This is a genomic window from Dietzia sp. MNB45 (assembly GCF_051994785.1).
GTDB lineage: Bacteria > Actinomycetota > Actinomycetes > Mycobacteriales > Mycobacteriaceae > Dietzia > Dietzia kunjamensis.
In genome coordinates, this window is sequence record NZ_CP163397.1 from 2,236,700 (window position 1) to 2,261,620 (window position 24,921).

Annotated in this window: 24 protein-coding genes; 11 read left to right on the forward strand and 13 right to left on the reverse strand. The window is 70.8% G+C overall.

Annotated features, from left to right (window positions below; translation table 11 throughout):
- Positions 1 to 51: 51 nt before the first annotated feature.
- The 3 genes from AB5G72_RS10715 to AB5G72_RS10725 are packed head-to-tail and all read left to right on the forward strand — an operon-like array spanning position 52 to position 1,963.
- On the forward strand, positions 52 to 441 hold the full coding sequence (locus AB5G72_RS10715; RefSeq protein WP_067715593.1) for a hypothetical protein: 390 nt from the start codon (positions 52 to 54) through the stop codon (positions 439 to 441).
- Positions 438 to 1,730 carry an exodeoxyribonuclease VII large subunit gene (xseA, locus tag AB5G72_RS10720; RefSeq protein ID WP_069390313.1) on the forward strand — a complete coding sequence of 431 codons (1,293 nt, stop codon included), beginning with the start codon at positions 438 to 440 and terminating at the stop codon, positions 1,728 to 1,730. Before AB5G72_RS10715 ends, xseA begins: the two co-directional genes overlap by 4 nt.
- Positions 1,730 to 1,963 carry an exodeoxyribonuclease VII small subunit gene (locus AB5G72_RS10725; protein ID WP_067715599.1) on the forward strand — a complete coding sequence of 78 codons (234 nt, stop codon included), beginning with the start codon at positions 1,730 to 1,732 and terminating at the stop codon, positions 1,961 to 1,963. Before xseA ends, AB5G72_RS10725 begins: the two co-directional genes overlap by 1 nt.
- Before the next feature lie 74 nt (positions 1,964 to 2,037).
- On the opposite strand, the gene AB5G72_RS10730 is transcribed toward AB5G72_RS10725, so the two are convergent.
- Positions 2,038 to 2,598, reverse strand: coding sequence for a DUF4245 domain-containing protein (locus AB5G72_RS10730; protein WP_440219851.1), 561 nt, complete (start codon positions 2,596 to 2,598; stop codon positions 2,038 to 2,040).
- A 165-nt stretch (positions 2,599 to 2,763) separates the two neighbouring features.
- Between AB5G72_RS10730 and glpX the strand changes: the two genes are divergently transcribed.
- Together glpX and AB5G72_RS10740 are read left to right on the forward strand one after the other, a co-directional pair.
- A complete protein-coding gene (gene glpX, locus AB5G72_RS10735; protein WP_440219852.1) occupies positions 2,764 to 3,774 on the forward strand; it encodes a class II fructose-bisphosphatase in 1,011 nt (336 codons plus the stop codon).
- Positions 3,775 to 3,847: 73 nt separating this feature from the next.
- Positions 3,848 to 5,251 carry a class II fumarate hydratase gene (locus AB5G72_RS10740; RefSeq protein WP_067715607.1) on the forward strand — a complete coding sequence of 468 codons (1,404 nt, stop codon included), beginning with the start codon at positions 3,848 to 3,850 and terminating at the stop codon, positions 5,249 to 5,251.
- Between the two features lie 88 nt (positions 5,252 to 5,339).
- Here the strand turns inward: AB5G72_RS10740 and AB5G72_RS10745 are convergent, their stop codons facing one another.
- The 6 genes from AB5G72_RS10745 to AB5G72_RS10770 form a co-directional block, all read right to left on the reverse strand.
- A complete protein-coding gene (locus AB5G72_RS10745; protein WP_440219853.1) occupies positions 5,340 to 5,933 on the reverse strand; it encodes an LGFP repeat-containing protein in 594 nt (197 codons plus the stop codon).
- Positions 5,934 to 6,019: 86 nt separating this feature from the next.
- On the reverse strand, positions 6,020 to 7,375 hold the full coding sequence (locus AB5G72_RS10750) for a PhoH family protein (protein WP_067715613.1): 1,356 nt from the start codon (positions 7,373 to 7,375) through the stop codon (positions 6,020 to 6,022).
- Positions 7,376 to 7,597: 222 nt separating this feature from the next.
- Entirely contained in the window at positions 7,598 to 8,857 is a 1,260-nt protein-coding gene (locus AB5G72_RS10755; RefSeq protein WP_440219854.1) for an acetyl-CoA C-acetyltransferase, read from the reverse strand.
- 18 nt (positions 8,858 to 8,875) lie between these two features.
- Positions 8,876 to 10,081, reverse strand: coding sequence for an acetyl-CoA C-acetyltransferase (locus AB5G72_RS10760; protein ID WP_440219855.1), 1,206 nt, complete (start codon positions 10,079 to 10,081; stop codon positions 8,876 to 8,878).
- A gap of 4 nt (positions 10,082 to 10,085) precedes the next feature.
- Entirely contained in the window at positions 10,086 to 10,538 is a 453-nt protein-coding gene (locus AB5G72_RS10765; protein WP_120283741.1) for a MaoC family dehydratase, read from the reverse strand.
- The gene (locus tag AB5G72_RS10770; RefSeq protein WP_120284364.1) at positions 10,535 to 11,689 is read right to left on the reverse strand and encodes an acyl-CoA dehydrogenase family protein; all 1,155 of its coding nucleotides are present in this window, start codon (positions 11,687 to 11,689) and stop codon (positions 10,535 to 10,537) included. The genes AB5G72_RS10765 and AB5G72_RS10770 overlap by 4 nt, the downstream gene beginning before the upstream one ends.
- A 123-nt stretch (positions 11,690 to 11,812) precedes the next feature.
- Between AB5G72_RS10770 and AB5G72_RS10775 the strand changes: the two genes are divergently transcribed.
- Genes AB5G72_RS10775 through AB5G72_RS10785 form a run of 3 tightly spaced genes read left to right on the forward strand, consistent with a single transcriptional unit; the run spans position 11,813 to position 14,488 of the window.
- Positions 11,813 to 12,676: an HpcH/HpaI aldolase/citrate lyase family protein gene (locus AB5G72_RS10775; protein ID WP_317468477.1), complete on the forward strand. Its 864-nt coding sequence runs from the start codon at positions 11,813 to 11,815 to the stop codon at positions 12,674 to 12,676.
- 1 nt (position 12,677) lies between these two features.
- Positions 12,678 to 13,712 carry an acyl dehydratase gene (locus tag AB5G72_RS10780; protein WP_120283745.1) on the forward strand — a complete coding sequence of 345 codons (1,035 nt, stop codon included), beginning with the start codon at positions 12,678 to 12,680 and terminating at the stop codon, positions 13,710 to 13,712.
- Between the two features lie 8 nt (positions 13,713 to 13,720).
- Entirely contained in the window at positions 13,721 to 14,488 is a 768-nt protein-coding gene (locus tag AB5G72_RS10785; RefSeq protein WP_120284366.1) for a FadR/GntR family transcriptional regulator, read from the forward strand.
- Between the two features lie 69 nt (positions 14,489 to 14,557).
- On the opposite strand, the gene fabG is transcribed toward AB5G72_RS10785, so the two are convergent.
- Genes fabG through AB5G72_RS10800 form a run of 3 tightly spaced genes read right to left on the reverse strand, consistent with a single transcriptional unit; the run spans position 14,558 to position 17,689 of the window.
- Complete coding sequence (fabG, locus tag AB5G72_RS10790; RefSeq protein ID WP_182634157.1) at positions 14,558 to 15,298, reverse strand: 3-oxoacyl-ACP reductase FabG; 741 nt, start codon at positions 15,296 to 15,298, stop codon at positions 14,558 to 14,560.
- Positions 15,285 to 16,496, reverse strand: a complete 1,212-nt coding sequence (locus AB5G72_RS10795) for a CaiB/BaiF CoA transferase family protein (protein WP_253002003.1) — start codon at positions 16,494 to 16,496, stop codon at positions 15,285 to 15,287. Before AB5G72_RS10795 ends, fabG begins: the two co-directional genes overlap by 14 nt.
- Entirely contained in the window at positions 16,493 to 17,689 is a 1,197-nt protein-coding gene (locus tag AB5G72_RS10800) for an acyl-CoA dehydrogenase family protein (RefSeq protein WP_440219856.1), read from the reverse strand. The genes AB5G72_RS10795 and AB5G72_RS10800 overlap by 4 nt, the downstream gene beginning before the upstream one ends.
- A 141-nt stretch (positions 17,690 to 17,830) precedes the next feature.
- Here AB5G72_RS10800 and AB5G72_RS10805 point away from each other — a divergent pair, with 141 nt between their 5' ends.
- Genes AB5G72_RS10805 through AB5G72_RS10815 form a run of 3 tightly spaced genes read left to right on the forward strand, consistent with a single transcriptional unit; the run spans position 17,831 to position 21,380 of the window.
- The gene (locus tag AB5G72_RS10805; protein WP_120283751.1) at positions 17,831 to 18,988 is read left to right on the forward strand and encodes a CoA transferase; all 1,158 of its coding nucleotides are present in this window, start codon (positions 17,831 to 17,833) and stop codon (positions 18,986 to 18,988) included.
- A gap of 49 nt (positions 18,989 to 19,037) precedes the next feature.
- Positions 19,038 to 20,222, forward strand: a complete 1,185-nt coding sequence (locus tag AB5G72_RS10810; protein WP_253002005.1) for an acyl-CoA dehydrogenase family protein — start codon at positions 19,038 to 19,040, stop codon at positions 20,220 to 20,222.
- A gap of 54 nt (positions 20,223 to 20,276) precedes the next feature.
- Positions 20,277 to 21,380, forward strand: coding sequence for a zinc-binding dehydrogenase (locus AB5G72_RS10815; protein ID WP_120283753.1), 1,104 nt, complete (start codon positions 20,277 to 20,279; stop codon positions 21,378 to 21,380).
- Between the two features lie 213 nt (positions 21,381 to 21,593).
- On the opposite strand, the gene AB5G72_RS10820 is transcribed toward AB5G72_RS10815, so the two are convergent.
- From AB5G72_RS10820 to AB5G72_RS10830, 3 genes are all read right to left on the reverse strand, one after another.
- A complete protein-coding gene (locus tag AB5G72_RS10820; protein WP_069388699.1) occupies positions 21,594 to 22,736 on the reverse strand; it encodes a thiolase family protein in 1,143 nt (380 codons plus the stop codon).
- 69 nt (positions 22,737 to 22,805) lie between these two features.
- A complete protein-coding gene (locus tag AB5G72_RS10825; protein WP_067715648.1) occupies positions 22,806 to 24,011 on the reverse strand; it encodes an acyl-CoA dehydrogenase family protein in 1,206 nt (401 codons plus the stop codon).
- A gap of 100 nt (positions 24,012 to 24,111) precedes the next feature.
- Positions 24,112 to 24,873, reverse strand: a complete 762-nt coding sequence (locus AB5G72_RS10830) for an SDR family NAD(P)-dependent oxidoreductase (protein WP_067715710.1) — start codon at positions 24,871 to 24,873, stop codon at positions 24,112 to 24,114.
- Positions 24,874 to 24,921: the final 48 nt, after the last annotated feature.

Genomic DNA, 24,921 nt, shown 5'->3' on the forward strand with positions numbered 1-24,921 from the left:
TGGATTTCGACCATTACGCCTCCCTTCACGCCCCCCGGCAGAGAGGTCCGCATGCTCCGACCCCTGTTCCTGACCCGTGCATCGATCGGTCTCGCCGCCACCGCGGCGGAGCGTGTCGTGGCCCTGCCCGGCCGTGCGGTCGAGGCGGTCACCACGCTGCCCGCGATCCCCGTGCGGGTCGCCGGCGGCCTGGTCCAGTCCTATCTCCACGCCGGTCAGACCCTCACGGACCTGGCCGTCAAGGGCGACAAGGTGCTCGCCTCGGTGTTCCCGGCGCGGTCCGACCAGCCGGAGTGGGCGACGTTCGACGAGGACGAGGCCGACCCCGACGAGGTCCTGGACGTGTCCTACCGGGTCTACGGGTCGTCCTCGAGAGCCGCCCGCGACCGGGACGACGACCCCGACGTGCCGACCGGCCGCGTCGCCCCCCGCGACGCGTGACGGCCTCGTCCCCGCGCACGCCGAGCAGCGCCGAGCAGCCGTGGCCGGTCCGGGTGGTCTCGGACCAGATCGCCGCGTGGATCCACCGACTCGGGGCGGTGTGGGTCGAGGGTCAGATCACCCAGCTGAGCCTGCGCCCCGGCACCCGCACCGCGTTCCTCACCCTGCGTGACCCCTCCGTCGACAACTCGCTGACGCTCACGTGTCCACCCAGGCTCATCTCGGAGTCGCCGGTGCCGGTCACCGAGGGCAGCCGGGTGGTCGTGCGGGGGACGCCCCGCTTCTATACGGGCCGCGGGTCGTTCTCCCTCCAGGTTTCGGAGATCCGGCCCGTCGGCGTGGGCGAGCTCCTCGCCCGCATCGAGCGGCTCAAGCAGGCGCTGTCGGCGGAGGGGTTGTTCGACCCCCGACTCAAGCGGCCCCTGCCGTTCCTGCCCACGTGCGTCGGTCTGATCACCGGCCGGGCGAGCGCCGCCGAACGCGACGTCGTCGAGGTGGCCCGCGGCCGCTGGCCGGACGTGCGTTTCGCCGTGCGCAACACCCCGGTGCAGGGGGTGTCGGCCGTGCCCCAGATCCTGGACGCGCTGGCCGAGCTCGACGCCGACCCCGTCGTCGACGTCATCATCCTCGCCCGCGGCGGCGGGTCGGTCGAGGACCTGCTCCCCTTCTCCGATGAGGCTCTCATCCGCGCGATCTCGCGGTGCCGCACCCCGGTGGTCTCCGCGATCGGCCACGAGCCCGACTCGCCGTTGTCGGATCTCGTCGCCGACCTGCGGGCGGCCACCCCGACCGATGCGGCCAAACGGGTCGTGCCCGACGTGATCGAGGAGCGTCGTCGTATCGCCGAGGCCCGGTCCCGTACCGCCCGGGCGCTGCGCGGTTGGGTGGACCGGGAGCGCAACCAGCTGGCGGCCGTGCGGTCGCGGCCGTGCATGGCGAACCCGTACGGGATCGTCGAGTCGCGGGCGGAGATCGTCGCCGAGGCACTGCGCGCGGCCCGACGCGACATCACCCGGATCATCGACTCGGAGTCCACGTCGCTGGGCCACCTGTCGGCGCGTCTCACCACGCTCGGTCCCGCCGCCACCCTGGCCCGTGGCTATGCCGTGGTGCAGTCCGTCGCCGGGAGCCACGACGGCCGGGTGGTCTCGTCGATCGCCGACGCCCCACCCGGATCGCAGCTGCGGATCCGCGTCTCCGACGGCTCCATCTCCGCGGCCGCACTCGGGTCGACACCCGCCGCCGGCCGACCCACCCCTTCCACCGAACCGACCGAGGAGCAGTCCTGATGTCCGACGAGCAGACCCCCGTCTCCGAGCTGGGATACGAGCAGGCCCGCGACGAGTTGATCGAGGTGGTCCGCATCCTCGAGGCCGGCGGTCAGGACCTGGACGCCTCACTGGCGTTGTGGGAGCGGGGCGAGGAACTCGCCGAGCGGTGCACCGAACACCTCGACGGCGCGCGTGCGCGTATCGACGCCGTCCTTGGTGACGACGACGAGGGCGACTCCGGCCGGGGGTGATCCCGTCGCCCAGCCGGGCGCGAACACCTACCGCCGCCCCGATGCGATCACCGCGGGCACGGCACGCCGGGCGTCTACGGCGCGGGCAGCGGCTCGACGTCCTGTACGGCGGCGGCGAGTGACTCGAAGTCGGACGTCGGCGCGGAGCCGGTGACGGCCACGCGGACGCCGTCGAGGTCGAGCACCCACACCGGCCGGACGTCGTCCCCGGTGAGGACGGCCCACTCGCGCCCGGAGATGGGCACCACGGTGCGACTGGGCCTCGGCCCGCCACCCAGTGACCGGAACGCGTCCTCGGGAGCGTCGGACTGGACGAGCTCGATGTAGCTGCGCTCGCCCGTCACCCAGCCGACGTGGCTGGACGTGGTCCCGGCGAAGCCCTGGACACGGCCGGAGTTGGGGGTCCACCCCTCTGGGACCTCGGGCGAGCGGATCGGGAAGTCCAGGCTCCGGGCGTCCTGCTCCAGCGAGGCCCGCGCGTCGAAGTCGGGGATCTGTCCCTGCTGCGGGCCGGACGGGCTGAAGGTGCACAGTCCGGCCACTCCGGCGAAGACGCCACAGATCACCATGAGCACCACCACCGACCAGAACATGTCGCGGTTGCCCTGCAGGATTCTCGGTTTCGCCTCGGCCACGCCTGCGAGTATCCCACCCGGCCGGGGCGAGTCCGGCGCGTGGCCCCCCGCGGGGTGGCCGAGGTGGAACAATGGGCGCCGACACCCCACCGCGGCCGTGCGCGCCACCGTCGCGCACGTGCCACTGACAACCCCAGCCAGCGTTCACGAGGAGCCAGACCACCTATGTCACCCACCAAGCGTCCCGATCGAAACCTCGCAATGGAGCTGGTCCGTGTGACCGAGGCCGCCGCCCTGGCCGCCGGGCGGTGGGTCGGGCGTGGCGACAAGAACGGTGGCGACGGCGCCGCGGTGGACGCGATGCGCGAGCTCATCTCCACCGTCGACATGGATGGCGTCGTGGTGATCGGTGAGGGCGAGAAGGACGAGGCGCCCATGCTCTACAACGGTGAGAAGGTCGGCACCGGCGAGGGGCCGGCCGTCGACGTGGCCGTGGACCCCATCGACGGCACGCGGCTCATGGCGGAGGGCCGGCCCAACTCGATCGCGGTGATCGCGGTCGCCGAGCGCGGGTCGATGTTCGATCCGTCCGCCGTGTTCTACATGCGCAAGATCGCCGTCGGCCCGGACGCCGTGGGCAGGATCGACCTCGCCAAGTCCACCGAGTGGAACATCCGTTCGGTCGCGGAGGCCAAGAACATCGATGTCGGGGACATGACGGTGTGCGTGCTCGACCGGCCGCGTCACGCCGAGCTCATCGCCGAGATCCGGGCCGCGGGCGCCAAGGTCCGGCTCATCATGGACGGCGACGTCGCCGGCGGTGTGGCGGCGGCCTCCGACGACAGCTCGGTGGACATGCTCATGGGCATCGGCGGTACCCCGGAGGGGATCATCACCGCGTGCGCGCTGAAGTGCATGGGCGGCGAGATCCAGGGCCAGCTGTGGCCGCAGGACCAGGCGGAGCGCCAGAAGGCGGTCGACGCCGGACTCGACGTCGACGCGATCCTCGGCACGGACGACCTGGTCAAGGGCGACAACTGCTTCTTCGCCGCCACCGGCATCACCAACGGCGACATGGTCCGCGGTGTGAGCTACCGCGCCAACGGCGCCGTCACCCGCTCGCTGGTGATGCGGTCCAAGTCGGGCACCGTCCGCCACGTCGAGGGGCGCCACAAGATGGAGAAGCTCCGCGAGTTCTCCGCCGTCGACTACGGCCAGGCCGCCGGCGGCAACTGATCCCTCCCGGCACCCCGCGCCCGCCGCTTCCGTCCTCCTGCACGGTGCGGCGGGCGCGCCTAGTCTGACCGGTATGGCCGATCAAACTGAATTCCGTATCGAACACGACACGATGGGCGAGGTCCGGGTCCCCGTCGACGCTCTCTGGCGGGCACAGACCCAGCGTGCCGTCGAGAACTTCCCCGTCTCGGGCAGCGGGCTCGAACGAGCGCAGATCCGCGCGCTCGGTCTGCTCAAGTCCGCCTGTGCGACGGTCAACGGCCGGCTGGGACTGCTCGACCGGGACAAGGTCGACGCGATCGTCGCCGCAGCCGGCCGCATCGCCGAGGGTGAACTGGACGAGCACTTCCCCGTCGACGTGTTCCAGACCGGCTCGGGCACGAGTTCCAACATGAACACCAACGAGGTCATCGCCTCGCTCTGCGCGGCAGAGGGCGTCACCGTGCACCCCAACGACGACGTGAACATGTCACAGTCGTCCAATGACACCTTCCCGACGGCGACCCACGTCGCGGCCACGGAGGTCGTGATCGCCGATCTCGTGCCCGCGCTGAACACCCTCGCCGAGTCCTTCGAGACCAAGGCCGGTCAGTGGCGCGAGGTGGTCAAGCCCGGGCGCACCCACCTGATGGACGCCGTGCCGGTGACGCTCGGACAGGAGTTCGCCGGATACGCCCGGCAGATCCGCGCCGGGGTCGAGCGCGTCTGCGGGACGTTGCCCCGTGTCGGCGAGTTGCCGATCGGTGGAACCGCCGCCGGCACGGGCCTCAACGCCCCCGACGGCTTCGGCTCCGCTGTGGTCGAGGAGCTGCGCTCCCTCACCGGTCTGGAGGAGCTCCGTCTGGCGGCGGATCCGTTCGAGGCCCAAGCCGCCCGCGACGGCCTTGTCGAGCTGTCCGGGGCCCTGCGTTCCGTCGCCGTCTCGCTCACCAAGATCGCGAACGACATCCGGTGGATGGGGTCGGGCCCCATGACCGGGCTGTCGGAGATCCACCTTCCGGACCTGCAGCCGGGGTCGTCGATCATGCCCGGCAAGGTCAACCCGGTGCTGTGTGAGACGGTCGCGCAGGTCGCCGCCCAGGTCGTGGGGAACGACGCGGCCGTGGCGTGGGCCGGGGCCAGCGGTGCCTTCGAGCTCAACACCGCGATCCCGGTGATGGCGCGCAACGTGCTCGAGTCGGTCCGGATCCTCGCGAACTCGTCCACGCTGTTCGCCGAGCGCTGCATCGACGGGATCGAGCCGGACACCGATCGCATGCGGCGGCTCGCCGAGTCCTCCCCCTCGATCGTCACGCCGCTGAACTCGGCGATCGGCTACGAGGAGGCCGCCCGGGTCGCCAAGCACGCCCTCGCCGAGGGGATCACCATCCGCGAGGCCGTCATCGCGCTCGGCTTCGTCCCCGATCCACTGTCCGAGTCCGAGCTCGACCGGCGCCTCGACGTCCTGGGGATGACGGGCCTCGACCGCGAGCGCTGACCCGACGGTCTCGCCATGAGTGCGCACCGCGATGTGCGCCGCGGCCCGGGCTCGGCGCGCCCGGCCCGCGGCGCGTCGCGTTCCGGGGTCAGCCGGAGTGCTCGACCACCCGGATGGCCTGGTCCTCGAGGCGGATCTGTCCGCGTTTGAAGTCCGAGTAGATGACCTCGCCCTCGGCGATCTCGTCGCTCACCGGCCACCCCAACCGACCGGCGGGTCCGCCGTTGTCGCGGTAGGTGGCGAGGATCTGCCCGCGGACGATCTGCGCACCGGTCTGCGGTGACCAGAAGATGGCCCCGTCGGCGAAGTCCTGCTTCTTGCCACCCTCGAGCGCCTCTGCCGGGGCGACCGGGGCCCCGAGCGCGAGCGGGGTCTCCTTGGCGTCGTCATATCGGCGATAAATGGCCATGTTCGTGAGGAACTCCTCCTCGCCGATCTTCACCACGATCGGGTCGTCCGCATCGGCCCCCGCGGCGGGAGCGGCCGCGCCCGGGTCCGCAGCGGCCTGGTCCGCACCGGTCTGGCCCGCACCGACCTGGTCCGCAGCGCCCTGGTCCGTAGCGGTCTGGGACTGCGCCTCGGCCGGCATCCCGCCCGGGGTCTGCTCGCCACACGCGGCCAGCCCCAGGATGCAGGCGGTGATCAACCAGAGCGCGGGCGCCGGTGACGAGCGTCGGGACATGGGAGACCTCCGATACGGCATGCTTGATGCGGGCCCGGGCTCGCTCGCCCGGACCCGCATCATCCCACGGTCGCCGGAGCCTGCAGTCAGGCGGCGTGGATGCGTCGCAGCTCCCCGGAAGCTCCCTCGGGGTGGAATTCCTCCAGCATCGTGGTGACGAGTTCGGCGATGGCGGAACGCTCCGAGCGGTTGAGGGTGACGTGGGCGAACAGTGGGTGCCCCTTGAGCTTCTCCACGACCGCCTGGATGCCGTCGTGCCGACCGACACGGAGGTTGTCCCGCTGGGCCACGTCGTGGGTGAGGACGACCCGCGACCCGGTCCCCAGCCGCGAGAGCACGGTGAGCAGCACGTTCCGCTCGAGCGACTGCGCCTCGTCGACGATCACGAACGAGTCGTGCAGGCTCCTGCCGCGGATATGGGTCAGCGGCAGCACCTCGAGGATGTCCCGGTCCATGACCTCGTCGATGACGTTCTCGCTGACCAGTCCCTCGAGGGTGTCGAACACGGCCTGGGACCACGGCGACATCTTCTCCGACTCGCTGCCGGGCAGGTACCCCAGTTCCTGCCCGCCCACGGCGTACAGCGGGCGGAACACGACGATCTTGCGGTGACGACGCCGCTCCAGGACCGACTCGAGGCCCGCGCACAGCGCCAGCGCCGATTTGCCGGTGCCCGCCCGGCCGCCGAGGGAGACGATCCCGATCGACTCGTCCAGCAGGCAGTCGATCGCGATGCGCTGCTCGGCCGAGCGGCCGCGCAGGCCGAAGACCTCGACGTCTCCACGGACCAGCCGGAGCCCGCCGTCGTCGGCGACGCGGGCCAGAGCCGACGACGACTCGGTCTGGACGCGGACGCCGCAGTGCACCGGGGTCCCGCTCTCCAGTCCCGCGGCCCGGGCTGCGAGGCCCGAGGCGCGGCCCTCCGAGAACAGGGTGTCGACGAGGTCCTGGGTGGCCGGCAGGTCGGCGACCCCGCTGTACCCGGTCAGCACGACGTCCTGGGCGTGGTACTCGTCGGCCGGCAGGCCCACCGAACCCGCCTTGACCCGCAGGGGGACGTCCTTGGACACGAGCACGGTGTCGGCGCCCTCGGCCCGCAGATTGAGCGCACACGCCAGGATCCGGGAGTCGTTGCCGGTGTCACGGAATCCGGACGGCAGCACCGCCTGGTCGGTGTGGTTGAGCTCGACCCGCAGGGTGCCGCCGACGTCGGTGACGGTGATGTCGCCGTCGAGGCGCCCGTGCCGCAGCCGCAGGTCCTCGAGCAGCCGGAGGGCCTCCCGCGCGAAGTAGCCCAGCTCGGGATGATTGCGTTTGCCCTCCAGCTCGCTGATGACCGCGATGGGGAGCACCACGCGGTGCTCGGCGAAGCGGGTGACGGCCCACGGGTCGGACAGCAGAACCGAGGTGTCGAGGACGTAGGTACGTACGGTGTCGGTCACGGCGCGCTCCTCGCCCGCGGCACCCGCGAGCGTGTTGGGTTGGACCGGCCGGCCCAGGTCACCTGGTGGTGACGGGGCCGGGTGCCGGCCCCCTCCCGATCGAGACAGACGATCATCGGCTGGGACCTCCCGACGGTCGGCTTCCCCACCGACCGTTGCCGATGACGCTACGCCCGAATCACATCCCTGTAGTTAAGTCTGGGTGAACTATCAGGTGACCCGTCACGCCACCCGCTCGAACGCCGCGGCCAGCCCCTGCCCACCGCCGAGGCACATCGTCTCCAGGGCGAGCCGGCCCTCCCGGCGCGCCAGTTCGCGCGCCATGGTGGTGAGGATGCGTGTACCGGTGGCCCCGACGGGATGCCCGAGCGAGATGCCGGATCCGTGGACATTGAGCCGCTCGCGGTCGGCGGCGGTGAACCCGTGGTCCGACTCCCACTCCCGCAGGCACGCCAGCACCTGCGCGGCGAACGCCTCGTTGAGTTCGATGAGGTCGAAGTCCGCCAGCCGCAGGTCGAGTTGCCGGAGTAACCGGGCCGTCGCGGGGACGGGGCCGATGCCCATCCGCGCGGGGTGGACGCCGGTCACCGCCCAGCCGAGCGGACGGACGTAGGCGCGCAGCCCCAGCTCCTCCGCGCGACTGCGGGTGGTCACCACGCACACCGCCGCGCCGTCGTTCACTCCCGACGCGTTGCCGGCCGTCACCGTCGCGTCGGGGTCGACGCGGAGGCGGACGGGGCGCAGTGCGGCGAGGGAGTCGGCCGTGACGCCTCGCCGGGGGTGTTCGTCGGTGTCGACGACGACGAGCTCTCCCCTCCGCTGAGGGACCTGCACCGGCACGATCTCCTCGTCGAACACCCCCGAGTCCTGCGCGGCGGCCGCGCGCCGCTGGCTCTCGGCCGCCAGTTCATCCTGCTCCGTCCGGGAGATCGAGTACTCCGCGCGGAGGTTCTCGGCGGTCTCGAGCATGCCGCCCGCCACCGGGTGGTCGCGGCCGCCGGAGGTCACCCGGCCGCGGGCGATGCGGTCGATGAACTCGACCCGGTCGCCGCGGACCCCGCCGCGCAGACCCAGGGAGTAGAACTCACTGTTCGACATCGACTCGGCGCCACCGGCGATCACCACGTCGCTCGCGCCGACGGCGACCTGCATCGCCGCGTTGAGCACGGCCTGTAGACCCGATCCGCAGCGGCGGTCGATCTGGATGCCGGGCGTGGTGATGTCGAGGCCGGCGTCCAGCGCGGCGACCCGGCCGATCGCCGGCGCCTCACCGTTGGGGTAGCACTGACCCAGGATCACGTCGTCCACATCGTCGGAGCCGAGTCCGGTCCGGTCGACGAGACCACGGATCGCCGCGGCCGCGAGGTCCGCGGCCTGGAGCCCGGCGAGCACCCCGTGTCGTCGGCCGACCGGCGTTCGGACGGGTTCGCAGATCACGACCTCGGCGAGCGCCTGCGCACCTCGGAAACTGGTGTTACTCATCTCGGTCCTCTTGTCCTGTCAGGCGCTCTCGATGACGGCGGCCATACCTTGGCCACCGCCGATGCACATCGTCACGAGGGCCTTGCCCCCACCTCGGCGGCGCAGCTCGTGCAGGGCCGACGTGGTCATCCGGGCCCCGGTCGCGCCGATCGGGTGGCCGAGCGAGATGCCCGACCCGTTGACGTTGAGCTTGTCCTGATCGTCCCAGCCCCACTGCGAGAGCACGCCCAGAACCTGGCAGGCGAATGCCTCGTTGAGCTCGACCAGGTCGAGATCGTCGAACCCGAGTCCGGTCCGGGCGAAGAGCTTCTCGACCGCTGCCACGGGACCCAGGCCCATGGTCGCCGGAGCGCAGCCGGCGGCGGCCCACCCGGTGAGGTAGCCCATCGGTTCCAGGCCGAGCTCGTCGAGCTTGTCCTCCGCGACGACGAGCATGGCGGACGCGGCGTCGTTCTGCTGACTGGCGTTGCCCGCCGTGGTCACCCCGTCCGGCATGACCGCACGCAGTCGCGCCAGGGACTCAGGTGTCGAGTCGGGGCGGATCCCCTCGTCGCGGTGGATAGTGGTGACCTCACCCTTGCGCCCGGGGACCTCGACGGACAGCACTTCGTCGTCGAACCGTCCTTCTTCCCACGCGGCGTGGGCGCGACGGTGACTCTCGGCGGCGAGGCCGTCGGCGTCCTCACGACCGATCCCGCACTCCCGGGCGACGTTCTCGGCGGTCTCGATCATCCCGCTGATGTGGCCGAACCGCCATTCGGGCTGCGACCGCTCACGGCCGCGATCCAGACGGTCGTAGAGGGTCACGCCACCGGCGCGCGTTCCCCACCTGACCCCGGTGGAGTAGTGCTCGATGGAGCTCATCGACTCCACGCCGCCCGCCACCACGACGTCTGCGGCGCCGGTCTGCACCATCATCGAGGCGGTGGCCACGGCTTGCAGGCCGGTGCCGCAGCGGCGGTCGGTCTGGATTCCGGACACCGACAGCGGGAGGTCTGCGTCGAGCGCCACCCAGCGTCCGATGCACGGGGTCTCGGAGTTGGCGTACGACTGCCCCAGGACCACCTCGTCGACCCGCTCGGGATCCACCCCGGACCGGGAGAGCACCTCCTTGACGACCGGGGTGGCGAGGTCGGCCGCGGTGAGGCTCTTGAAGGCGCCGCCGAAGCGGCCGACGGGGGTGCGGACGGGCGCGACGAGCGCGGCCCTGCGTAGCTGCGTCATCGGGTCACTCCACCATCATCCGGATCGTGTCGGCCACGACCGCCGGGCGGTCGCCGCCCTCGACCTCGACAGTCACGCGACTGATGAGCTGCACGCCCGAGGCCTTGCGCTCGAGCGAGACGAGCTCGACGCCGGCGCGGATGCGCGAACCGACTGGCACCGGTGCCGGGAAGCGGACCTTGTCCGTGCCGTAGTTGATCATCATCCGGAAGCCCGTGATCTCCACGACCTCGTTGCCGAGCACCGGGATCAGCGAGAGGGTGAGGTACCCGTGAGCGATGGTCGCGCCGTACGGTCCTTGCGCGGCCCGCTCCGGGTCGACGTGGATCCACTGGTGGTCGCCGGTCGCATCCGCGAAGGCGTCGATCCGCTCCTGCGTGATCTCCATCCACTCGCTGTATCCGACGTGCTCGCCGACGGCGGCCTCGACCTGGTCGAGTCCCTCGAACACCCTCATGCCAATCCTCCTCGCTGCACCAGCTGCGACGCGATCACGTTGCGCTGGATCTCGTTGGTCCCTTCGCCCACGATCATGAGCGGTGCGTCGCGGAAGTACCGCTCGATGTCGTACTCCGTCGAGTAGCCGTAGCCGCCGTGGATCCGCACCGCATCGAGCGCGATCTCCATGCCCACCTCGGAGGCGTAGAGCTTGGCCATTCCCGCCTCCATGTCGCAACGCTGGCCGGCGTCGAACTTCTCCGCCGCGAACAGGGTGAGCTGCCGGGCGGCGGTGAGCTTGGTGGCCATGTTGGCCAGGTGGTGGCCGATCGCCTGGTGCTTCCAGATGGGCTGACCGAAGGACTCCCGTTGTTGGGCGTAGGCGAGGGAGTCCTCGAGCGCGGCGGCGGCCACCCCGAGCGCGCGGCTGGCCACCTGGATCCGACCGGTCTCCAGACCCTTCATCATCTGCGCGAAACCGCGGCCGGGTATGCCCCCGAGGATCTGGGTGGCCGGCGTGCGGTAGCCGTCGAAGGACAGCTCGCAGGTCTCGACGCCCTTGTACCCGAGCTTGGACAGATCCTTGGACACGGTCAGTCCGGGGCCGTGTTCGACCAGCACGATCGAGATGCCCTTGTGCTTCGGGGTAGCCGACGGATCGGTCTTGCACAGCAGGGCGATGAGACCGGACCGGCGGGCGTTGGAGATCCACGTCTTGGCACCGTTGATGACGAGATCGTCACCGTCGGCGGTAGCGACCGTGCCCATGTTCTGGAGGTCCGAACCGCCGCCGGGCTCGGTCAGCGCCATGGTCGCTCGCATCTCGCCCGTGGCCAGGCGGGGGAGGTAGGTGTGCTTCTGCTCTTCGGTCCCGAACTCGGTGAGCAGCTTGGCCACCACCGTGTGCCCGCCCATGGCACCAGCCAACGACATCCAGCCGCGGGCCAGCTCCTCGGTGACCCGGACGTAGCACGGCATCGACACGGGCATGCCGCCGTACTCCTCCGGAACCGCCAGTCCGTAGATGCCGATCTGCTTCATCTGCTCGATCCAGCGCTCGGGGTAGGTGTTCGCGTGTTCGGTCTCGAGCACCGAGGGCTTGACCTCACGGTCGATGAACTGTCGCACCGTGGCGATCAGGTAGGACTCTTCATCGTTCAGATCCGGCACGGGGAACACCTCGTCGTCGTCATCGTCTCGGCCCGTCGCGGTGGCGACGGTCACGCCTGTCATCTTCCACACCGACGACGCAATAGTCAATAATGATGCGCAGGAATTGTGTAGGGTGAGCCCATGGACCCGATCGACCACGCCCCCACCCCCCGCCGCGCAACCCTGGTCTGTCCCGGCTCCGCACCGGAGAAAATCACCAAGGCGCTGGCGTCACCCGCGGACGAAGTCGTCGTGGACCTCGAGGACGCGGTCGCGCCCGCACGCAAGGACGAGGCCCGCCGGGCGCTCGGCGACCTGTCACCCCGCCCGACCGGCACACTCGCCGTCCGCGTCAACGCCCCCGGGACACCCTGGTTCGCCGACGACCTCCGTGCCGTGGCCGCACTCGGCGCGACGGTGGCCTCCGTCGTCATCCCCAAGGTCGACTCGCCCTCCGATCTCGAGGAGGTCGAGCGGATCCTCGACATCGCGAGCGCTCACGGGCTCGTCATCCAGGCCCTCGTCGAGACAGCCCGGGGGCTGCGCGACGTGGAGGCGGTGGCCGACGCCGGCGGTCGCCTGGTGGGGCTGATCCTCGGGTACGCGGACCTCGGTGCCGAGCTCGGAAGGTCGCCGGGCGCCGCACCCGAGCTCTGGCTCGCGATCCAGGACCGGGTGCTCGTGGCGGCCCGCGCGGCGGGAATCCAGGCCATCGACGGCCCCGCGCTGTACACCTCCGCGGACGACCGGCTGCGGTCCGACGCGGGCCGGACCGCCGCGCTCGGCTTCGACGGCAAATGGGTCATCCACCCCGGCCAGGTCGCGTCCGTCACCGAGGCGTACACGCCCACCGACGAGGAGCTCGCCCGCGCCCGGGAGGTGCTCGAGGCCCTTTCCGCGGCGGAGAACTCCGGCCACGGCGCGGTGGGTCTGAACGGGATGATGCTCGACGAAGCCGTGGCGGTCGCCGCGCGCCGGACACTCGCGAGGGCTGGGGGAGCCTGACATGACAGAGAACACCACACGCCCGGGTCCGACGACCATGGTGGGCGGCCCCTATTTCGACGAGCTCGAGGTCGGTTGCGTCTTCGACGACGCTCCCTCGGTGACCCTCACCGAGGGACTGGCGGCGACCCACCAGGCCATCCTCGGCGACCGTCTGCGCCTGCCGCTCGACCGACGCCTCGCGCACGCCGTCACCGGCGGCACGGTCGCCCACCCGGGACTCGTGACCGACGTGGCGATCGGCCAGTCGACCGTGGTGACCCATCACGTCAAGGCGAACCTCTTCTACCGCGGCCTGCGACTGCTGTCCGCACCCCGTATCGGCGACACGCTCACCACCCGCACCGAGGTTGTGGGGCTGAAGTCGAACCGCCCCAAGCCGGGGCGCGCCGCGACCGGTCTCGCGGCCCTGCGCATGACCACCACGGACCAGGACGGCCGCACCGTCCTCGACTTTTACCGCTGCGCCATGCTCCCTGTCGCCGAGGGGGTCGACCCGGACTCCTGCGCGCACACCGACGATCTCTCCACCATCGGCACCGGGGGCGAGCGACCGTGGACCGCGCCGGAGGGCTGGGACCTCGACGCTTACCATTCCGCCGTCCCCGGTGCCCGGGACCCCCTCCCCGTCGAGGGGACCGTGCTGCGCACCGGCGCGGACGTGGTGACGAGCGCGCCGGAGCTCGCCAGACTCACACTGAACATCGCCGAGACCCACCACGACGCCCGGATCTCGGGCTCCGGTCGGCTCGTCTACGGCGGCCACACCATCGGCCTCGCCCTCGCACAGGCGACCCGGGCGCTCCCCGCGATGCTCACGGTCCTGGGGTGGCACGCGTGTGACCACGTCGGCCCGGTCCGCGAGGGGGACACGCTGAGCAGCGACGTCGTGGTGGGCGCCGCGACCGCGCTACAGGGCGGCGGCACCGCGCTCGACCTGCGCTCACTCGTCACCGCGCACCGGGAGGACGGCGACTCCCCCGTCCTCGACTGGGCGTACACCGTCCTCGTGCCCCGAGATCGGAGTCCGGGATAATGGTTGTCATGAGTTCACCGAACGGTGCCGCCGGTTCGCGCGCGGGCATCGGCCGACCCAAGAAGACGGCGCTGCTCGTCGCCCAGCAGATCGTGGAGGACATCTCCCGCCGGGGCAACACGGTCGGCGACCGCCTACCGCCCGAGCACCTCATGCTCGAGGAGTACGGCGTGGGCCGCGGCACCCTCCGCGAGAGCCTGCGTTACCTGGAATTGCAGGGCGTGATCATGCTCAAGCCCGGTCCGGGCGGTGGCCCGATCGTGCAGCGGCCCGACGGCGGGATCCTCGCCGCCACCCTGAGCCTGCTCCTGCAGTTCGAGGATGCGCCGTTCTCCACGATAATGGAGGTCCGCACCGCGCTCGAACCGACGATGGCGGCGCTCGCCGCCGAACGGATCGACGACGAGAGGCTCGAGCGGCTGCGGGAGAACCTCGAGTCGACCCGGACCGACCTCGCGGACACGGACGCTTTCAACGCCGCCTCCGAGCACTTCCACGACCTCATCGCCTGGGGCTCGGGAAATCCCATGTTCGGGTACCTCTTCGACGCGATGAACGGCCTCATCACGGGGTCGATCCTCGGCGTGGAGTACCCGCGGCGCCAGCGCGAGCACACCTGCACGGCGCACGACGAGATCTACCGGGCCATCGCGGACCGGGATCCCGACGCCGCACGGGACCTCATGGCGTCACACATCAGCGAGCACGCCACCTACCTGGAGAAGCGACACCACTCGGCGCTCTCGCGGCCCATCCGCTGGAACCTCGACGGCTGAACGTGCGCCACACGCGAAGAGGGCCCCACCCAAGCGGTGGGGCCCTCGTCGCGCGAGGTCGCCGGCGGCTCAGATATGCCTGCCGCCCGTGATCTCCAGGACGGTGCCGGTCATGTAGCTCGACATGTCGCTGGCGAGGAAGAGCACGACCTGGGCGACCTCGCTCGGCTCGGCGGCGCGCCCCATCGGGATCTCGGCCATCTTCTCGTCCCACACCTGCTGTGGCATGGCGAGCGTCATGGCGGTCCGGATGAGCCCCGGCTGGATGGCGTTGACGCGGACCCCCTTGAACGCGACCTCCTTCGCGGCGGCCTTGGTCAGGCCCACGATGCCGGCCTTGGCCGCCGAATAGTTGGTCTGGCCCATGAGCCCGACCTTCCCGGAGATCGACGAGACGTTGACGATCGCCCCGCCGCCGTGCTCGCGCATCCGACCGGCCGCCGCCCGCGTTCCGTTCCAGGTGCCCTTGAGGTGGATGGCGATGATGTCGTCGAACTGCTGCTCGGTCATCTTGCGCATGGTGGCGTCGCGGGTGACGCCCGCGTTGTTGACGAACACCCCGATCGGACCGAATGCCTCCTCGGCCACGTCGATCATCGCCTCGACGGCAGCGGAGTGGCGGACGTCACAACGGACGTAGCGTGCCTTGTCCTCGCCCCCGAGCTCGGCGACGGCGGCGGCGCCGGTCTCGTCGTCGATGTCGCCGATCACCACCCGCGCGCCGTTCTCGATGAACGTGCGCGCGATCTCCAGTCCGATGCCGCGCGCGGCCCCGGTGACCACGGCGGTCTTCCCCTCAAGCAATCCCATGATGTGTGTCCTCTCGTGTGCTGTCGTTCGTCCCGTCCGGTGTCGGGCCGCGCAGGCCCAGTTCCGCCAGGATCGTGTCGGTGTGCTCCCCGAGCGCGGGGACCGCGCCCATCGGGAGCTCTACATCGGTAAAGGTCATCGGCGGGAGCAGTCCCCTGACCGGGCCCCCGGGGGTCTGCACGTCCCGCCACCGGTCGCGCGCATCGAGCTGCGGGTGGTCGACCAACCCGGCCACGTCGTTGAGCCGGGCCGCCGGGACGCCGGCCCCATCGAGTAGGTCGGCCAGCTCCACCGAGTCGAACCCCCTGGTCAGGGACCCGATCAGCGCGTCCACTTCGGCTCTCCGGGCGACGCGGTCGATGTTGGTGGCGTACCTCTCGTCGTCGACGAGATCCGGGCGGCCCAACACGTCGCGTACCAAGGCGGCCCACCCCCGGTCGTTCTGGACGCCGATCAGTACCTGCCCGTCACGCGTCGGGAACGCGTCGTAGGGGCATATCGAGGCGTGGGACAAGCCCATCCGCCCTACCTGCCGGTCGGCGTACATCCGGATGTACATGGGGTGGCCCATCCACTCGGCCGTGGCCTCGAACATCGACACCTCGATGGTCGCGCCGCGCCCGGTCCGCTCGCGACGGAACAGGGCGGCCTCGATCGACGACAGCGCGTACATGCCAGTCGCGATGTCCGAGACGGGTACCCCTGTCTTGGTGGCGGTCTCCGGCGTACCGGTGACCGAGCACAGCCCGGATTCGGCCTGGACGAGCATGTCGTAGGCCTTGCGGTGGGTGTAGGGTCCGGCGTCGCCGTACCCGGAGATGGTGACGACGACGAGGTCGTGCTTCCGCGCGCGGAGTGCGGTAGCCCCCAGGCCCAGTCTGTCCATCGCCCCGGGGGCCAGGTTGCTGATCACGACGTCCGCCCGCTCGGCCAGAGCGAGCGCGACCTCCCGGCCCCGGTCCGAGCCCAGGTCGAGTTCGATCGACTCCTTGCCCCGGTTGAGCCAGATGAAGTGGGACGCCTGGCCGTGGACGGTGGCGTCGTAGGCCCGGGCGAAGTCCCCCTCCCCCGGGCGTTCGATCTTGATCACCCGGGCGCCGAGGTCTGCCAGGTGCCGGGTGGCCAGGGGCGCGGCGACGGCCTGCTCGACGGCCACCACGGTGATGCCCGCCAGCGGCAGATCGTCCGGCTCGGTCATCGCGCCCCTGCTCCGGCGCCGGCCGCCTTCATCAACCCGCCGCCGATGATGAGTCGCTGGATCTCACTGGTGCCCTCGTAGAGACGCAGCAGCCGGATGTCGCGGTAGATGCGCTCGACCGCGACACCGCGCATGTACCCGGTCCCGCCGTGGATCTGGACCGCCAGGTCAGCCACCCTGCCGGCCATCTCGGTGCAGTAGAGCTTCGCGGCCGACGGGGCGAGGCGGCGGTCCTCACCGGAGACGTACTTGGCTGCGGCCTCGCGGACGAGTGCCCGACCGGCCATGACACCGGTCTGTTGGTCGGCGAGCATGGCCTGGACCAGTTGGAATCCCCCGATGGGCTGGCCCCCCTGGGTGGTGGCGGCGGCGTAGGCCACCGACTCGTCGAGCGCCCGCTGCGCCGTCCCCACCGCGAGCGCGGCGATGTGGACCCGGCCGCGGGCCAATGACGTCATGGCCGCCCGGTAGCCCGTGTTCTCGTCGCCCCCGACGAGCGCCGACGCCGGGACCCGCACGCCCTGGAAACTCACCTCGGCGGTCCAGGCCCCCGCCTGGCCCATCTTCTTGTCCCGGGGTCCCACCGCGACACCGGGCGCGTCCGCGGGGACGAGGAACACGGCGATCCCGGTGCCGTTCGCGTCGGCCGGGCGGGTGCGGGCGAACACCACGAACAACCCCGCGATCGGGGCGTTGGTGATGAATCGCTTGTTGCCGTCGATCACCCAGTCGTCGCCGTCGCGGACGGCCCTGGTGGCCAGTCCGGCCGGGTTCGAGCCTGCGCCGTCCTCGGTGAGCGCGAAGGAGGCGATGACCTCCCCGGAGGCGATCCGCTCCAGCCATTCGGCCTTCTGCTCGTCGGTGCCGAAGCCCACGAGCACCTGGCCGGCGATGCCGTTGTTGGTACCGAACAGCGATCGCATGGCCAGCGTGGTGTAGCCGAACTCCATGGCCAGCTCCACGTCTTGGGTCAGGTTCAGGCCGAGCCCACCCCACTGTTGCGGGATCGCGTAGCCGAACAGTCCCATTTCGGCCAGCCCCGCCCGGATGTCGTCCGGGATCGCGTCGGCATCGGCGATCTCCTGCTCGCGCGGCACCACGACCGTGCGGACGTAGTCCCGCGTGGTGGCGAGGATGTCCGCGAAGTCCTCGGCATCCACCTCGGACGTGGACGTTGTCGTCTGCTGGCTCATCGGGTCGCCCTTCCTCCGGCATGCGGGATGCGGACCGTCGGCCCGCGTTGTATGCTTCCAATTATTATCAGCAATTAGTTCCGGTGACAACAGTCCCCGCCCGCGGCGGCCGACTGCCACCGCCGACCCTCGGAGGTCCCGATGCCCGAGCCCACCGCCTCCCGTCCCCTGGCCGGCCTCCGGGTCGTCGAGTTGTCCAGCTTCGTCGCCTCTCCCCTGTGCGGGCTCACCCTCGCCCAGCTCGGCGCAGAGGTGATCCGCGTCGACCCCGTCGGCGGTGCCGCGGACGTCCACCGCCTCCCTACGTCCTCCGACGGGACCTCGATCTATTGGACGGGCCTCAACCGTGGCAAGGCGTCGGTCACCCTCGACCTACGGTCCGAGGACGGTCAGCGGGCCCTGCGCGACCTGGTGACCGACTACGGGGACGGCGGCGGCATCCTCGTCACCAACTCGGCCGGGCGCTCGTGGCTGTCCCACGACATCCTGGCCGCGGTCCGCCCGGACGTCATCACCCTCGAACTGCTCGGCCGGCGGGACGGTCGGCCCGGGGTGGACTACACGGTCAACGCCGCCCTGGGCTTCCCGTCCATCACCGGCCCCGCCGGGACCGACACCGTGGTGAACCACGCGCTTCCCGCCTGGGACGTGGCGGCCGGGTTGCACGCCGCGCTCGCAGTGGTCGCGGCGGTCCGCCGACGGGAACGGACGGGTGAGGGGTGCCACATCGTCTTGCCGCTGGACGACGTCGCGCTCGCCACCGCCGGCACCCTCGGCTACCTCACCGAACCCCAGATCGACGGCTCGAGCCGCCCCGCCGTCGGCAACTACGTCTACGGCACCTTCGGTACGGACGTGGTGGCCTCGGACGGGGGACGGTTCATGCTCGTTGCGCTGACCCCCCGGCACTTCCGCGATCTTGCGCGCCTCACCGGCACCGAGGAGGCGGTCGCGGCCCTCGAGAACGCGACCGGTGCCGACTTCTCCACCGACAGGGACCGCTACGAGTACCGGGAGGTGCTCGCGGCGCTGTTCGCCCGGTGGTTCGCCGCGCACACCACCGAGCAGGTCTCGGCGGCACTCGCCGACTCCGTCGTCCTCCACGAGCGCTACCGCAGGTTCGACGAGGTGGTCTCCGAGGGCGACCTCGACGCCAATCCGCTCTTCTCACCCCTGGTCCAACCGGGTGTCGGCGAGTATCTCGCCGCCGCTCACCCCGCCACGTTCGACGGCCACCATCTGGCCACCGGGCCGGCGCCGCAGCTCGGCGCGGACACCGAACGCCTGACCTGGGAGTGAACCGACCCACCCGACACCCGGACTCTCACGCCCCGACCCGGGAGGACCCATGACCCACAAGCCCGTCGCCCGTCCCGGCACCCCCACCTACCTCACCGAGGAGCGGCTCGCGATCCGTGACCTCGCCCGCGAGTTCGCGATGAAGGAGGTGCTGCCCGTCGCCAACGCACTCGACCCGGAGAAAGGCGACATTCCCGACGGCCTGCGGCAGAAGATGGCGGACATGGGGTTCTTCGGGATCATGATCCCCGAGGAGCACGGAGGTCTCGGCCTCGGAGTGTTCGAATACTGCCTCGTGGCCGAGGAACTCTCCCGCGCGTGGCTCTCCGTCTCCGGGCTGCTCGCCCGCGGCAACGGCATGGGCGGCGGGTTCACCCCGGAGCAGGAGAAGCGCCTACTCCCCCGCGTCGCCCGCGGCGAATGGCTCGGCGCCTACGCGCTCTCGGAGGCCGAGGCGGGCTCGGACGTCGCCAACATCTCGTGCCGCGCGGTCCGCGACGGCGACGAGTGGGTCGTCACCGGCACCAAGATGTGGTGCACGTACGCCGACCAGGCGGACTACCTCGTGCTGTTCGCCCGTACCGAACCGACCCGCGACCCCGCCAAGCCGCACCGCGGCATCTCGACCTTCCTCGTCGAGAAGGAGCGGGGCGGGTTCCCGCCCGGCATCACCGGCAATCCCGTTCGCAAGATCGGCTACTTCGGATGGCAGACCTGGGAACTGTCCTTCGACGGGTTCCGTCTACCCGCCGACGCGCTGCTCGGCGAGGAGGGCAAGGGCTTCTACATGGCCGTCTCGGGCCTCGAGGTGGGCCGGGCCCACACCGCCGCCCGCGCCATCGGCCTCGCCCGGGCCGCGCTCGAGGACTCGATCGCGTACGTGCACGCACGCGAGCAATTCGGTCGTCCGATCGCCGACTTCCAGTACCTGCGGTTCGAGATCGCCAAGATGGCGGCCGACATCGAGGCCGCACGACAACTCATGTACTCGGTCGCCACCGACATCGATTCCGGTCGCCGCTGCTCGCTCGAGGCCGCCATGTGCAAACTCGTCGCGACCGAGATGGCCGAGCGCGTCACCTCCCAGGGCGTCCAGATCCACGGCGGGGCCGGCTACACCACGGACTTCCAGGTGGAGCGGCACTGGCGCGATGCGCGGCTGACCCGCATCTTCGAGGGCACCAGCGAGATCCAGATGCGGATCATCTCGGACGAACTGCTCGGACGGAGCTGACGTTTCGGAGCGATCCGCCCGCGACCGTCGTCCCGCCTGCGTACCGTCGGGCCCATGAAGGCTGCGGTGTGCGTTGAGACCGGATCCCCACTGGTGATCGAGGACATCCCGATCCCGGAACCGCGCGCCGGCGAAGTCCTGGTCCACAACCACGCCTGCGGGGTGTGTCACACGGACCTGCACGTGATGAAGGGCGAGGTCGGCTTCCCGCTGCCAGGGGTCCTGGGCCACGAGATCTCCGGTGTCGTCGCCGAGGTCGGCGCCGGGGTCACCCACGTCCGGCCCGGCGACCGGGTGGTCGGCTCCTTCATCATGCCGTGCGGGTCGTGCGAGAACTGCGCCCGTGGCATGGAGGACATCTGCTCCACGTTCTTCGAGTACAACCGCCTGCGCGGCACCCTGTACGACGGCGAGACGCGCCTGCACCGGGCCTCCGGCGAACCGTTGTCCATGTACTCGATGGGCGGACTGGCCGAATACAGCGTCACGCCCGCCACCGCGGTGTTCGCCCTCCCCGAGCAGCTCGACCTCACCGATTCCGCCATCCTCGGCTGCTCGATGTTCACCGCCTACGGCGCGGTCCGCAACGTGGGCGACGTCCGGACCGGGGAATCCGTCGCGGTGGTGGCGGTCGGTGGGGTCGGCCAGAACATCGTCCAGCTGTCGGCGGTCAGTGGCGCGGAGTCGGTCATCGCGATCGACGTGGACGACGACAAGCTCGCCCTCGCCCGCCGCATGGGCGCCACACACACCGTCAATTCGCGTGAGGTGGACGCGACCGAGGCGGTCATGGCGATCACCGGCGGCCGCGGGGTGGACGTCGCCTTCGAGGCGCTGGGGTCGGCGGCCACGACCCGGCAGGCGACCGACATCGCCCGCGAGGGCGGGCGGGTCGTGGTCGTGGGCATTCCTCCCGCGGGCACCGCGCTCGACGTGGACCTGGCCCGCATCGTGCGTCGCAAGATCCAGATCAAGGGCTCCTACGGCGCGCGCGCCCGGCAGGACGTGCCGGCGCTCATCCGACTGCTGGCCGCCGGGAAACTCGACCTGGGCGGGATGATCTCCCGCCGGGTGCCGCTGACCGAGGCACCGGAGACCTACGAGGCCCTCGACCGTGGCGAGGTGCTCGGCCGCGCAGTAGTCCTCACCGGCGACTGAGCCGCCCGCGCACCCGGCGACTGAGCCGCCCGCGCACCCGGCGGCATCCGCGCGCGCCCCTGCCCGCAGGCGCACGAGCGCCTGTACGCCCACAACACAGCCGCCCCCGACGCTGAACGCCGGCCTGCGCACCTGCGCACGCCAGACGCCATCGTCGGGAGCGGCTGTGTCTCCAATGGCAGCCGCTCCGCGGATGTCCGGTGGGGGCTCGGATCAGAGCAGTTCGATGATGGTGGCGTTGGCCTGGCCGCCGCCCTCACACATCGTCTGCAGGCCGTACTTGATGCCCTCGTTCTTCATGTGATGGACGAGGTCGGCGAAGATCCGGGCGCCGGAGCCACCGAGCGGGTGCCCGAGGGCGATGGCGCCGCCGTTCGGGTTGAGCTTCGCCGGGTCCGCCCCGGTCTCGGCCAGCCACGCCATCGGCACGGACGCGAACGCCTCGTTGACCTCGTACACGCCGATGTCGTCGATGGACAGTCCGGACTTGGCCAGCGCCTTGGCGGTGGCGGGGATCGGAGCGGTGAGCATGATGACCGGGTCGTCACCGGCGAGCGTGGCGGTGTGCACCCGCGCGATCGGGGTGCACCCGTACTTGGCGGCCGCCTCCTCGCTCATCACGAGGATCGCTGCGGCGCCGTCCGAGATCTGCGAGGCGTTGCCGGCGTGGATCACACCGTCTTCCTTGAACGGGGTCTTGAGCCCGGCCAGCCCCTCGACGGTGCTGCCGCGGCGGATGCCCTGGTCGGTGTCGAAGACGCCGTCCGGGGTGGTCACCGGCACGATGTGCCCGGCGAAGAACCCGGCGTCCTGCGCGGCGGCGGCCTTCTCGTGCGACGCCACGGCGAACTCGTCGAGCTGGGTGCGCGTGAAGCCCCACCGCTCGGCGATCATCTCGGCACCGACGCCCTGGTTGGGGGCCGTGCCGTCGTAGCGGTCGAGGAACGCCTGACCGTAGGGGAACGACTCGGAGGAGACGTGCGAGCCCATCGGCACCCGCGTCATCGACTCGACGCCGCCGGCCACCACCACGTCGTGGAAGCCTGCCTCCACCACGGCCACCGCGAAACTCAGCGCCTGCTGCGACGAGCCACACTGCCGGTCGATCGTCACGCCGTTGACCGTCTCCGGCCATCCCGCCGACAGGGCGGCGGTCCGGGCGATGTCCCCGGCCTGCTCCCCGGCCTGGGTGACACAACCCCAGATGACGTCCTCGACGATCGATCCGTCGATCCCGGCGCGCTCGGCCAGCGCCGTGAGAACGGTCCCTGACAGATCGGCGGGATGCACCCCGGCCAGTCCACCCTTGCGCTTGCCCACCGCGCTGCGCACGGCCTCCACGATTACTGCACCCATGTTCTGCACATCCTTGTCTCTGCGGTTCCGGCGCCGGGCGGCACCGACCGTTACTGGGACATCCTAGTTTTATCCGACGTACGGCGGGGTCTTCTTCAGCTCTCCGCGCGCGATGGTGCGACGGTGGACGGCGTCCGGTCCGTCGACGATCCGCAGCGCGCGCGCCCAGGCGTAGAAGTACGCCAGCGGGGTGTCGCCGGAGACGCCGGCGCCGCCGAAGATCTCGATGGCCCGGTCGATCACGGCACAGGCGACCTGCGGGGCGATCACCTTGATGGCGGAGATCTCGAACCGCGCCTCCTTGGCGCCGACGGTGTCGATCATCCAGGCGCAGTGCTGCACCTGCAGCCGCGCCTGGTCGATCTCGATGCGCGAGTTGGCGATGTGCTCCTGCACCACGCCTTGGCTCGCCAGCGACCCACCGAACGCGTGCCGGGACTTGGCGCGGTCGACCATCAGGGCCAGCGCCCGCTCGGCCATGCCGATGGCGCGCATCGCGTGGTGGATGCGGCCCGGCCCGAGACGGGCCTGGGCGATCGCGAACCCGGCGCCCTCCTCGCCGAGGAGATTCGACACGGGCACCCGCACGTCGGAGAACACGATCTCACAGTGACCGTGCTGGTCCTGGTATCCGAACAGCGGCAGGTTGCGCTCGATGGTCAGGCCCGGGGTGTCGCGGGGCACGAGGACCATCGACTGCTGCCGGTGGGTCTCGGCGGACTCGTCGGTCTTGCCCATGACGATGAGGATCTCGCAGCGGGTGTCGGCGATGCCGGTGATCCACCACTTGCGACCGTTGATCACGTACTCGTCGCCCTCGCGACGGATCACGGTCTGGATGTTCGTGGCGTCGGAGGACGCGACATCGGGCTCGGTCATGGCGTACGCCGAGCGGATCCTGCCCTCCTTGAGCGGCTCGAGGTACTTCGCCTTCTGCTCGTCGGTGCCGAACAGGTGGAAGGTCTCCATGTTCCCGGTGTCCGGGGCCTGAGAGTTGATCGCCTCCGGGGCGATGACGGGCGACCACCCCGTGATCTCCGAGACGGCGGCGAACTCGAGGTTGGAGATCCCGGACCACTCGGGCAGGAAGAGGTTCCACAGCCCACGGCGCCGGGCCTCGGCCTTGAGGTCCTCCATGACCGGCGGGTAGGCGTTGTCCCCGTGCTCACGCAGGTACTCGGCCCAGACGGGCTCGGCGGGGAAGACGTGCTCCCGCATGAACTCCCACATGTTCTCCTGCAGCTCGATGCTGCGCTGACTGTGAGCGAATTCCATGTCATTACTCCTGTAGAAGCGTGCCGCGGCGGCCCGCCGCGGGCGGGATGAGTGAAGTGGTGCCTGCGTCAGTGCTGAGTTGGTTCAGTGCTGAGTCGGTTCAATGCATAGTCATCCCACCGTCGACCACGAGCGTGGTCCCGGTGATGAACGACGAGGCGTCGGAGGCGAGGAAAAGCAGCGCGGAGTCGAGCTCGGGCTGGAGCCCCAGTCGGCCGAAGATCGTGCTGCCGGTGATGTCCGCGAGCATCTTCTCCGGGATCTCGTCGGTCATCTCGGAGGCGAAGTACCCGGGGGCCAGCGCGTTGACGCGGATACCGCGGCGGCTGCCCCACTGCGCGGCGAGGTCACGGGTCAGTCCGAGCACGGCCGCCTTGGTCGCCGAGTAGGCGGCCTGCGGTGCGAAGCCGGCGGTCAGGCCCAGGACGCTCGCGACGTTGACGATGCTCGCGCCCGGCTCCATGACGGCCGCGCACTCCTTGGCGGCCCAGTAGGCGCCGTTCAGGTTGACGTCCACCACCCCGCGGAACTGCTCGGGGGTCTCCTTGAGCGCGGGCACGGCGGTCCCGATGCCGGCGTTGTTGACCAGCACGTCGATGCGTCCGTGGGTGTCCATCGTGTCGCGGACCATCGCCGCACACGCCTCGGGGTCCGCGACGTCGCACGCCACGGTCGAGGCGGTGCCGCCGGCGGCACGCAGTTCCTCGGCGAGGGCGTCGAGCCGCTCGCGGCGTCGGGCGGCCAGCACGACCGTGGCGCCTGCCGAGGACAGGGCCCGCGCGAAGCCGGCCCCGAGCCCCGACGACGAGCCCGTGATCACCACGACGCGGCCGTCCAGCCGGAAGCGGTCGAGCACGGGCAGCGCGGCCTGCGGACCCGTCCGGGGATCGACCGGGGTGGGCGCTGCGGA

Excerpts from the sequence above, each read along its gene's own strand:
- AB5G72_RS10715 (WP_067715593.1), top strand. The coding sequence starts at position 52 with ATGCTCCGACCCCTGTTCCTGACCCGTGCATCGATCGGTCTCGCCGCC.
- AB5G72_RS10725 (WP_067715599.1), top strand. The coding sequence starts at position 1,730 with ATGTCCGACGAGCAGACCCCCGTCTCCGAGCTGGGATACGAGCAGGCC.
- glpX (WP_440219852.1), top strand. The coding sequence starts at position 2,764 with ATGTCACCCACCAAGCGTCCCGATCGAAACCTCGCAATGGAGCTGGTC.
- AB5G72_RS10740 (WP_067715607.1), top strand. The coding sequence starts at position 3,848 with ATGGCCGATCAAACTGAATTCCGTATCGAACACGACACGATGGGCGAG.
- AB5G72_RS10745 (WP_440219853.1), bottom strand. The coding sequence starts at position 5,933 with ATGTCCCGACGCTCGTCACCGGCGCCCGCGCTCTGGTTGATCACCGCC.
- AB5G72_RS10755 (WP_440219854.1), bottom strand. The coding sequence starts at position 8,857 with ATGAGTAACACCAGTTTCCGAGGTGCGCAGGCGCTCGCCGAGGTCGTG.
- AB5G72_RS10760 (WP_440219855.1), bottom strand. The coding sequence starts at position 10,081 with ATGACGCAGCTACGCAGGGCCGCGCTCGTCGCGCCCGTCCGCACCCCC.
- AB5G72_RS10765 (WP_120283741.1), bottom strand. The coding sequence starts at position 10,538 with ATGAGGGTGTTCGAGGGACTCGACCAGGTCGAGGCCGCCGTCGGCGAG.
- AB5G72_RS10775 (WP_317468477.1), top strand. The coding sequence starts at position 11,813 with ATGGACCCGATCGACCACGCCCCCACCCCCCGCCGCGCAACCCTGGTC.
- AB5G72_RS10780 (WP_120283745.1), top strand. The coding sequence starts at position 12,678 with ATGACAGAGAACACCACACGCCCGGGTCCGACGACCATGGTGGGCGGC.
- AB5G72_RS10785 (WP_120284366.1), top strand. The coding sequence starts at position 13,721 with ATGAGTTCACCGAACGGTGCCGCCGGTTCGCGCGCGGGCATCGGCCGA.
- fabG (WP_182634157.1), bottom strand. The coding sequence starts at position 15,298 with ATGGGATTGCTTGAGGGGAAGACCGCCGTGGTCACCGGGGCCGCGCGC.
- AB5G72_RS10795 (WP_253002003.1), bottom strand. The coding sequence starts at position 16,496 with ATGACCGAGCCGGACGATCTGCCGCTGGCGGGCATCACCGTGGTGGCC.
- AB5G72_RS10800 (WP_440219856.1), bottom strand. The coding sequence starts at position 17,689 with ATGAGCCAGCAGACGACAACGTCCACGTCCGAGGTGGATGCCGAGGAC.
- AB5G72_RS10805 (WP_120283751.1), top strand. The coding sequence starts at position 17,831 with ATGCCCGAGCCCACCGCCTCCCGTCCCCTGGCCGGCCTCCGGGTCGTC.
- AB5G72_RS10810 (WP_253002005.1), top strand. The coding sequence starts at position 19,038 with ATGACCCACAAGCCCGTCGCCCGTCCCGGCACCCCCACCTACCTCACC.
- AB5G72_RS10815 (WP_120283753.1), top strand. The coding sequence starts at position 20,277 with ATGAAGGCTGCGGTGTGCGTTGAGACCGGATCCCCACTGGTGATCGAG.
- AB5G72_RS10820 (WP_069388699.1), bottom strand. The coding sequence starts at position 22,736 with ATGGGTGCAGTAATCGTGGAGGCCGTGCGCAGCGCGGTGGGCAAGCGC.
- AB5G72_RS10825 (WP_067715648.1), bottom strand. The coding sequence starts at position 24,011 with ATGGAATTCGCTCACAGTCAGCGCAGCATCGAGCTGCAGGAGAACATG.